This window comes from Aurantibacter sp. (assembly GCF_042094015.1).
GTDB lineage: Bacteria > Bacteroidota > Bacteroidia > Flavobacteriales > Flavobacteriaceae > Aurantibacter.
The window spans coordinates 9630-17468 of the sequence record NZ_JBELDZ010000051.1 but is presented as its reverse complement, the minus strand read 5'-3'; the positions used below and the strand labels follow the sequence as shown (position 1 = coordinate 17468).

The window sequence follows — 7839 nt, the reverse complement described above, 5'->3', positions numbered from 1 at the left end:
TATTTCTTATTTACACGTGTTCACATATTCTGAACGTGATAATACAGAGGCTGTAAATTTTGAAAATGTAGTACAAAAAAACGTTAGAACTAAACGAAGTAAAATGTTACGTGGCTTGAGTGTTAAATTACGTAGGTCTTTTTACGAAAAACAATTAGGAAGTAATAGAAGTGTGCTTTTTGAAGGTGAAAATAAAGAAGGTTATATTCACGGATTTACTGAGAATTATGTTAAAGTAAAAACAACGTGGAATCCAGAATTAGTAAACACAATCCATAACGTTAACCTAACTAAGATTGATGATGATGGATTGGTTAGGTTTGAGTTTATATAATATTTTATTATAATTTATAGAAAGAAAAAGCTTCAAATTCATTTAGAACTTGAAGCTTTTTTATTTTGGTCTAATGTTTAAAATTAGATTCTTACACCAACAGGAAGCATAGACTTGTATAGTCTATTTTTTCTAATAAACTTTACAATACTAGGATGAGTTGGCATTACACTTAGACTTTCGTTTTCTTTAATTCTATCTAAAATTACTTTAATAAACTCATATTCAAATTCATCGGAAGCAATAGCCTCAGGGATAGTGAGTTTTGTTAAAAATATTTTTCGGTCTTGTTGAGAATATTCTATGGTAGCTAATTGTTCATCTTGTGTGAATTCAAACTGACGTAAAAATTCATTATCTACAATTGCTTCTGGATCAATCATTAATTTTTTATTTCAATTAAATCGCTTTCACTTTAAATAAAAGCAAAGAATTTAATACATTTATCTTGTAAATTTACAAAAAATAATCAGCATAAACTATTCTTATTCCGCTAATTACTTATGGATCAGGAACTCATCCACGTTTATTTAATGCCTGGAATGGCAGCAAATCCTTCAATTTTTGAATATATAAAATTACCAGAAGACCAGTTTAAGATTCACTGGTTAGAATGGGAAATTCCTTTAAAAAAAGAAAGCCTACAAGACTATGCAAAACGTATGTGTTTAAAAGTTACTGAAAGAAAACCGGTATTGTTAGGTGTTTCTTTTGGAGGTGTTTTAGTACAGGAAATGAGTAAGTTTTTAGATTTAAGGAAACTTATATTAGTTTCAACAGTTAAGACAAAGTACGAAATTCCTAAACGTTTACAGTTAGTCGCCAAAACTAAAGCCTATAAAATTCTTCCAACACAATTATTAGGTAACGTAAAGTTATTAGCTAAATATGTCTTTGGGGAAACTTTAACTAAACGTGCAAAATTGTACGAGAAATACCTTTCTGTAAGTAATAAAAGGTATTTAAATTGGGCAATAAGAGAAATGGTATGTTGGAACCAAGAAATACCAATTCCTAATTGTATACATATTCATGGAGAAGATGATGCAGTTTTTCCTATAGCTAATATTTCAAATTATAAACCTATTGCCAAAGGAACACACGTCATGATTATTTATAAATACAAGTGGTTTAACCAAAATTTACCAAAAATTATTCTAAGTTAATAAGTAATTTCTGATAAAAAAAAGATTAATTTTAAGCAAAATTTGAAGATAATGAAAGTGATTAAAAAAGGATTAATTTTTGTAGGGTTGTTAACTATTGTTTTAGTATCAATAAACGCTTTACAAGAACCGCCAACAGATGAGTTTGTAGAGAAGAAGATAATAAATGATTATAATGTTTATGCATTACATGTTCCAGAGAATCTTGATTTTGCAGGTGAGAAAATCCCTTTAGATAATCCAGATATCTATGAGCGTATGGATCGAGAATTATTAGTAAATACATATTGGCAATCTAACGGGTTGCTATTGTTTAAGCGCGCACACAAATTTTTTCCAGTAATAGAACCTATTTTAGAAGAATATGGAGTTCCAAACGATTTTAAATATTTAGCTATTATAGAATCTGGTTTACAAAATGTAAAATCTCCAGCTGGAGCAAGTGGTTTTTGGCAAATTATGAAACAAACTGGTCGCGAATATGGTCTAGAAGTAAATAATAATGTGGACGAACGTTACCATTTAGAAAAAGCAACTCGTGTTGCTTGTAAATACTTAAAGGCTGCTAAAGATAATTTAGGTAGTTGGACGCTTGCAGCAGCAGCATATAATGCTGGGAATGCAGGAATTTCTAGACGATTAAAATCACAACAAGTTACAGAATACTATGATTTATTGTTAGGTGAAGAAACTGGACGTTACATGTTTAGAATTGTAGCATTAAAAGAGATTATGTCAAATCCAGATAAATACGGGTTTAATTTTAGAACTAAAGATTTATATAAAAATATAGAAACAAAGTCTATAGAAGTAGATTCCGTAATATCAGATTTCGCATCTTTTTCTAAAAAACATGGTATTAATTACAAAATCTTAAAACTTCATAACCCTTGGTTAAGAGAACCACATTTAAATAATAAATCAAGGAAATTATATACCATAGAAATTCCTTTAGAAGGAAGTTATGATTAATTATAATTTATGAAAATGAATATTATTTTAATATTAGTTATTATTGGACTTTTGGCTGGTTTTTTTAGCGGAATGTTTGGTGTTGGTGGCGGCGTAATTATGGTCCCATTAATTATTTTTGTGTTAGGTTATACACAGCATCAAGCTCAAGGAATGAGTTTAGCTGTGTTAGCAGTTCCAGTTACTTTTTTAGCAGCTTACACATACCATAAGTCAGGAGAAAGTCCTATAGATTTTAGATATGCTTTAGTTATTGCTGTTTGTTTTATTGTTGGAAGCTATTTAGGAACTAAAATAGCAATTTCTATTAATGAGGTTTTACTAAAAAAAGTATTTAGTGTTCTTTTGGTTTTAATAGCTATAAAAATGTTTTTTAGTAAATAGTATCACTATAAAAAAGCATATAAAATTTTTAATTAACGTTTAGAACGTCTTTGTGCTCTAGCAGATCCTCCTTGACCAAAGTGTTGTGTTGGTCCTTGTGCACGTTTCATATTATCTTTCATCATTTTTATTTGATCTTTTAGCATACCTTGTTTATCTAATTTTTCAGCTTCTTTAAGTAAAATGGTAGCTTCTTGCTTTTTACGTTTTGTTAAAGCCATTCCAGCAAGATTTAATTTAGCCATTGCCATATCATGGTCCATACTTAAGCCTAAAGATACTGCTTTTTTAAATCGTTTTTCAGATTCTCCAATGTCAGTTTGAGAAGACATAATTCCGTGTAAGTAATGGAAATAACCTTGTTGTTTCTTTACCAAAGCAGTTTCTGGATTTTTTATTTTGTTTAACCAGTTTTTAGCTCCATCAAAATTTTGTTTACGTAATTTTAAAAATGCTAATAAAATAAATTCATTTTTAAAATATAAAAACACAAAAATTAAGGATAATAAAATATACATAATACCATTACCAATGTGTCCTTTAGTAAACTCGTATATAGCGTAAGCTATTATTAATGCTGCAATTAATATTTTAAAATTCTTATTAAACATATATAAAAAGTATAAATTTGTACTTACTTATTTTAAGTTGTACAAAGAAACTAAATTTTATTGAAATAAGCGATTTAAAAAAAAGCAAGAAAAAAAATAATTTTAGGTTTGCTACATTAAAAAGACTTTGTATATTTGCCCTCAGTTTTAGGCAGTGTTCTAAAACTTATAAAATAATTACTATTTAGATTTTTAAAAAAATAAGACATGCCAAAAAGAACGTTTCAACCATCTAAGAGAAAAAGAAGAAATAAACATGGTTTCAGAGAAAGAATGGCTTCTGTTAGTGGAAGAAAGGTTTTAGCTCGTCGTCGTGCTAAAGGAAGAAAAAAGATTTCTGTATCTTCTGAAACAAGACATAAAAAATAATGATTAACATTTGTTAATATATATTAGGCGTTACTTAGGTGTAACGCCTTTTTTTACATCATATTTTAAATTAATTTTGTAAGTTCAAAATCAATATTATGCCTAAAAACCAAAGTTTAAAATCAATTTTAATAATTGGATCAGGACCAATTGTTATCGGACAAGCTTGCGAGTTTGATTACGCAGGAACACAGTCTTTACGATCTTTACGTGAAGATGGAATTGAAACAATCTTAATCAATTCTAATCCAGCTACAATAATGACGGATCCGTCCATAGCAGATCATGTCTATTTATTGCCTTTAAATACAAAGTCATTAATTAAAATATTAAAAAATCATCCGCAAATAGATGCTGTGTTGCCAACTATGGGAGGACAAACAGCTTTAAATTTATGTATTGAGGCTGATGAGAAAGGAATTTGGGAAGATTTTGGAGTAGAGCTTATAGGTGTAGATATAGATGCTATTAATATAACTGAAGATAGAGATCAATTTAAAAATTTAATGGCTGAAATTGGAGTGCCAATGGCACCTCAAGCCACAGCATCTTCATTTTTAAAAGGAAAAGAAATTGCACAAGAATTTGGTTTTCCTTTGTGTATTCGTTCTTCTTTCACTTTAGGTGGAGCAGGAGCTGCAATTGTTTATAATGAATCAGATTTTGATAAATTATTATCTCATGGATTAGAAATATCTCCTATTCATGAAGTTATGATTGATAAAGCTCTTTTAGGCTGGAAAGAATACGAGTTAGAGTTGTTGCGTGATGCAAATGATAATGTTGTTATTATTTGTGCTATAGAAAATATGGATCCAATGGGAATTCATACTGGAGATTCTATTACGGTTGCTCCAGCAATGACTTTAAGTGATAAAACATATCAAAAAATGCGTGATATGGCTATCCATATGATGCGTAGTATTGGAGATTTTGCTGGTGGATGTAATGTTCAATTTGCTGTAAGTCCTGATGAAAATGAGGATATTATTGCCATTGAAATTAATCCTAGAGTATCACGTTCTTCTGCATTAGCAAGTAAAGCAACAGGTTATCCTATTGCAAAAATTGCTACTAAATTAGCAATGGGTTATAATTTAGATGAATTAGAAAATCAAGTAACTAAATCAACTTCTGCTTTATTTGAACCAACTTTAGATTATGTTATTGTAAAGATACCACGTTGGAACTTTGATAAGTTTGAAGGTTCAGATAGAACTTTAGGATTGCAAATGAAATCTGTTGGTGAGGTTATGGGAATTGGTCGTTCTTTCCAAGAAGCACTTCATAAGGCAACTCAATCATTAGAGATTAAGCGTAATGGATTAGGAGCAGATGGAAAAGGTTATACTAATTATGATCAAATTATAGAAAAATTAACCAACGCAAGTTGGGATAGAGTTTTTGTAATTTATGATGCAATTGCAATGGGAATTCCATTAAAACGTATTCATGAAATTACTAAAATTGATATGTGGTTCTTACGTCAGTATGAAGAGCTTTTTAATTTAGAGAAAGAAATTTCTAAATTTACTGTAGACACATTATATAGAGAATTATTACTTGAAGCTAAACAAAAAGGTTATGGAGACAGGCAAATTGCTCATATGCTTAAATGTTTAGAAAGCCAGGTTTATAATAAACGTGAAGAATTAAACATTAATCGTGTTTATAAATTAGTAGATACTTGTGCTGCAGAATTTAAAGCAAAAACACCTTATTATTACTCTACGTTTGAAGCTGAAATTGAAACCGCAGATGGAAAAGTTTATGTAGATAATGAATCTATAGTGACTGACAAGAAAAAAGTAGTTGTATTAGGATCTGGACCAAACAGAATTGGACAAGGTATTGAATTCGATTATTCTTGTGTTCATGGTGTTTTAGCAGCTCAAGAATGTGGTTACGAAACTATAATGATTAACTGTAATCCAGAAACGGTTTCTACTGATTTTGATACTGCAGATAAATTATACTTTGAACCTGTTTTTTGGGAACATATTTATGATATTATTCGTCATGAAAAACCAGATGGAGTTATTGTACAATTAGGAGGACAAACAGCTCTAAAATTAGCAGAGAAATTATCTAAATATGGAATTAAGGTTTTAGGAACTTCTTTTGATGCTTTAGATTTAGCAGAAGATCGTGGACGTTTCTCAGAACTATTAACTAAATTAAAAATACCTTTTCCACAATTTGGAATTGCAGAAAGTGCAGAAGAAGCTTCTGTTTTAGCAGATAAATTAGACTTTCCTTTATTAGTTCGTCCATCATACGTGTTAGGTGGACAAGGAATGAAGATTGTAATAAATAAGCAAGAGTTAGAAGAACACGTTATTGACTTGTTAAAATCTATTCCTGGAAACAAATTATTATTAGATCATTATTTAGATGGAGCCATAGAAGCAGAAGCAGATGCTATTTGCGATGCAGATGGAAATGTTTATATTATTGGTATAATGGAACACATAGAGCCTTGTGGAATTCATTCAGGTGATTCAAACGCTACATTGCCACCATTTAACTTAGGTGATTTAGTAATGCAACAAATTAAAGATCATACTAAAAAAATTGCAGTAGCTTTAAACACTGTTGGATTAATAAATATTCAATTCGCGGTAAAAGATGATATGGTATATATTATTGAAGCTAATCCTAGAGCTTCTAGAACTGTACCATTTATTGCAAAAGCTTACGGAGAACCTTATGTGAATTATGCAACTAAAGTCATGTTAGGTGATAAAAAAGTAACGGACTTTGATTTTAAACCAGAACTAGAAGGTTATGCAATTAAGCAACCAGTATTCTCTTTTAATAAGTTTCCTAATGTAAATAAAAATTTAGGACCTGAAATGAAGAGTACAGGAGAAAGTATTTTATTTATAGATAGCTTAAAAGATGATGAGTTTTACGATTTATATTCAAGACGTAAAATGTACTTGAGTAAATAAACTATATTTATTCCTAAAAAAAGCTTCACATTTATGTGAAGCTTTTTTTATTAATCTATTTTAGGTGTAAAACTTTAATTATGTTTTAAATCAACTTTTAAAATAATTAATCCTCATTTTCCATTGCACGCTTAATAATAGGTTCTGGTAGCGATTTCTTAGCTTTTGCGCCTAATTTTTTTATTTTCTCTACACTGGTAATAAGATTTCCTTTACCGTCAACTAATTTATTCATAGCTGCAGAATAATCTTTTTTTGCATCGTCTATTTTTTTACCAACACCAGTTAAATCCTTTACTAAACCTTCAAATTTATCGTATAAAGCTCCAGCTTGGCGTGCAATTTCTATAGCGTTTTGTTGTTGCTTTTCATTATTCCACATGGTATCAATAGTGCGTAAAGTAGCAAGTAGAGTTGAAGGCGTAACTATTACAATATTTTGCTCAAAAGCTTTGTTGTAAAGCGAATTATCTTCATTTATAGCAATTGCAAATGCAGGTTCTATAGGTATAAAAAGTAATACAAAGTCTGGAGACTCTATGTCGTATAAATCTTGGTAATTTTTAGCAGATAATTGTTCTACATGGCGTTTTATTGAGTTAATATGCGATTTTAGGAAGATTGGTCTTTGATCTTCATCTGCATTAACAAAACGTTCGTAATCTGTAAGAGAAACCTTAGAATCGATAATCATTTTTTTATTATCGGGAAGATTTAAAACCACATCCGGCAATACACGCGTGCCATCTTCTCTAGTAAAATTTTGCTGAACAAAATACTCGCGATCTTTTTCTAATCCCGATTTTTCAAGAACACGTTCTAAAACTAATTCGCCCCAATTTCCTTGCATTTTACTATCGCCTTTTAAAGCTCTGGTTAGATTAGTAGCTTCTTTAGTCATTTGTAAATTCAAATCTTTAAGGCCAATAAGTTGTTCTTTTAAAGAACTATGCATACTAATACTTTCTTTTTGAGAATCTTCAACCTTCTTTTCGAAACCTTGAATTTTTTCTTGTAGCGGACTCAAAATTTGTTTAATATTTTCTTTA

Annotated in this window: 8 protein-coding genes and 1 pseudogene; 6 read left to right on the top strand and 3 right to left on the bottom strand. The window is 29.8% G+C overall.

Features of this window, described 5'->3' with window-relative positions; all coding sequences use genetic code 11:
- Positions 1 to 334 (top strand): annotated as a pseudogene (locus ACFDSN_RS08440) (tRNA (N(6)-L-threonylcarbamoyladenosine(37)-C(2))-methylthiotransferase MtaB); the annotation flags it as partial.
- 83 nt (positions 335 to 417) lie between these two features.
- Here the strand turns inward: ACFDSN_RS08440 and ACFDSN_RS08435 are convergent.
- The gene (locus ACFDSN_RS08435) at positions 418 to 717 is read right to left on the bottom strand and encodes an N-acetyltransferase (protein WP_375239410.1); all 300 of its coding nucleotides are present in this window, start codon (positions 715 to 717) and stop codon (positions 418 to 420) included.
- A gap of 120 nt (positions 718 to 837) precedes the next feature.
- On the opposite strand from ACFDSN_RS08435, the gene ACFDSN_RS08430 reads away from it, so the two are divergent.
- From ACFDSN_RS08430 to ACFDSN_RS08420, 3 genes are read left to right on the top strand one after another with little or no spacing between them, the layout of a single operon-like run.
- The gene (locus ACFDSN_RS08430; RefSeq protein ID WP_375239409.1) at positions 838 to 1500 is read left to right on the top strand and encodes an alpha/beta hydrolase; all 663 of its coding nucleotides are present in this window, start codon (positions 838 to 840) and stop codon (positions 1498 to 1500) included.
- A gap of 51 nt (positions 1501 to 1551) precedes the next feature.
- Positions 1552 to 2472, top strand: a complete 921-nt coding sequence (locus ACFDSN_RS08425) for a lytic transglycosylase domain-containing protein (protein WP_375239408.1) — start codon at positions 1552 to 1554, stop codon at positions 2470 to 2472.
- 9 nt (positions 2473 to 2481) lie between these two features.
- Positions 2482 to 2856: a sulfite exporter TauE/SafE family protein gene (locus ACFDSN_RS08420; protein WP_375239407.1), complete on the top strand. Its 375-nt coding sequence runs from the start codon at positions 2482 to 2484 to the stop codon at positions 2854 to 2856.
- A 32-nt stretch (positions 2857 to 2888) separates the two neighbouring features.
- On the opposite strand, the gene ACFDSN_RS08415 is transcribed toward ACFDSN_RS08420, so the two are convergent.
- Positions 2889 to 3467, bottom strand: coding sequence for a DUF2892 domain-containing protein (locus ACFDSN_RS08415; RefSeq protein ID WP_375239406.1), 579 nt, complete (start codon positions 3465 to 3467; stop codon positions 2889 to 2891).
- Positions 3468 to 3674: 207 nt separating this feature from the next.
- On the opposite strand from ACFDSN_RS08415, the gene rpmH reads away from it, so the two are divergent.
- Both rpmH and carB read left to right on the top strand, forming a co-directional pair.
- Positions 3675 to 3836: a 50S ribosomal protein L34 gene (gene rpmH / locus ACFDSN_RS08410; protein ID WP_375239405.1), complete on the top strand. Its 162-nt coding sequence runs from the start codon at positions 3675 to 3677 to the stop codon at positions 3834 to 3836.
- Between the two features lie 98 nt (positions 3837 to 3934).
- Positions 3935 to 6790, top strand: a complete 2856-nt coding sequence (gene carB / locus ACFDSN_RS08405; RefSeq protein WP_375239404.1) for a carbamoyl-phosphate synthase large subunit — start codon at positions 3935 to 3937, stop codon at positions 6788 to 6790.
- 106 nt (positions 6791 to 6896) lie between these two features.
- Here carB and ACFDSN_RS08400 read toward each other — a convergent pair.
- Positions 6897 to 7839, bottom strand: a 943-nt coding sequence (locus tag ACFDSN_RS08400; RefSeq protein WP_375239403.1) for a DNA recombination protein RmuC, incomplete at its 5' end; no start/stop codon positions are given.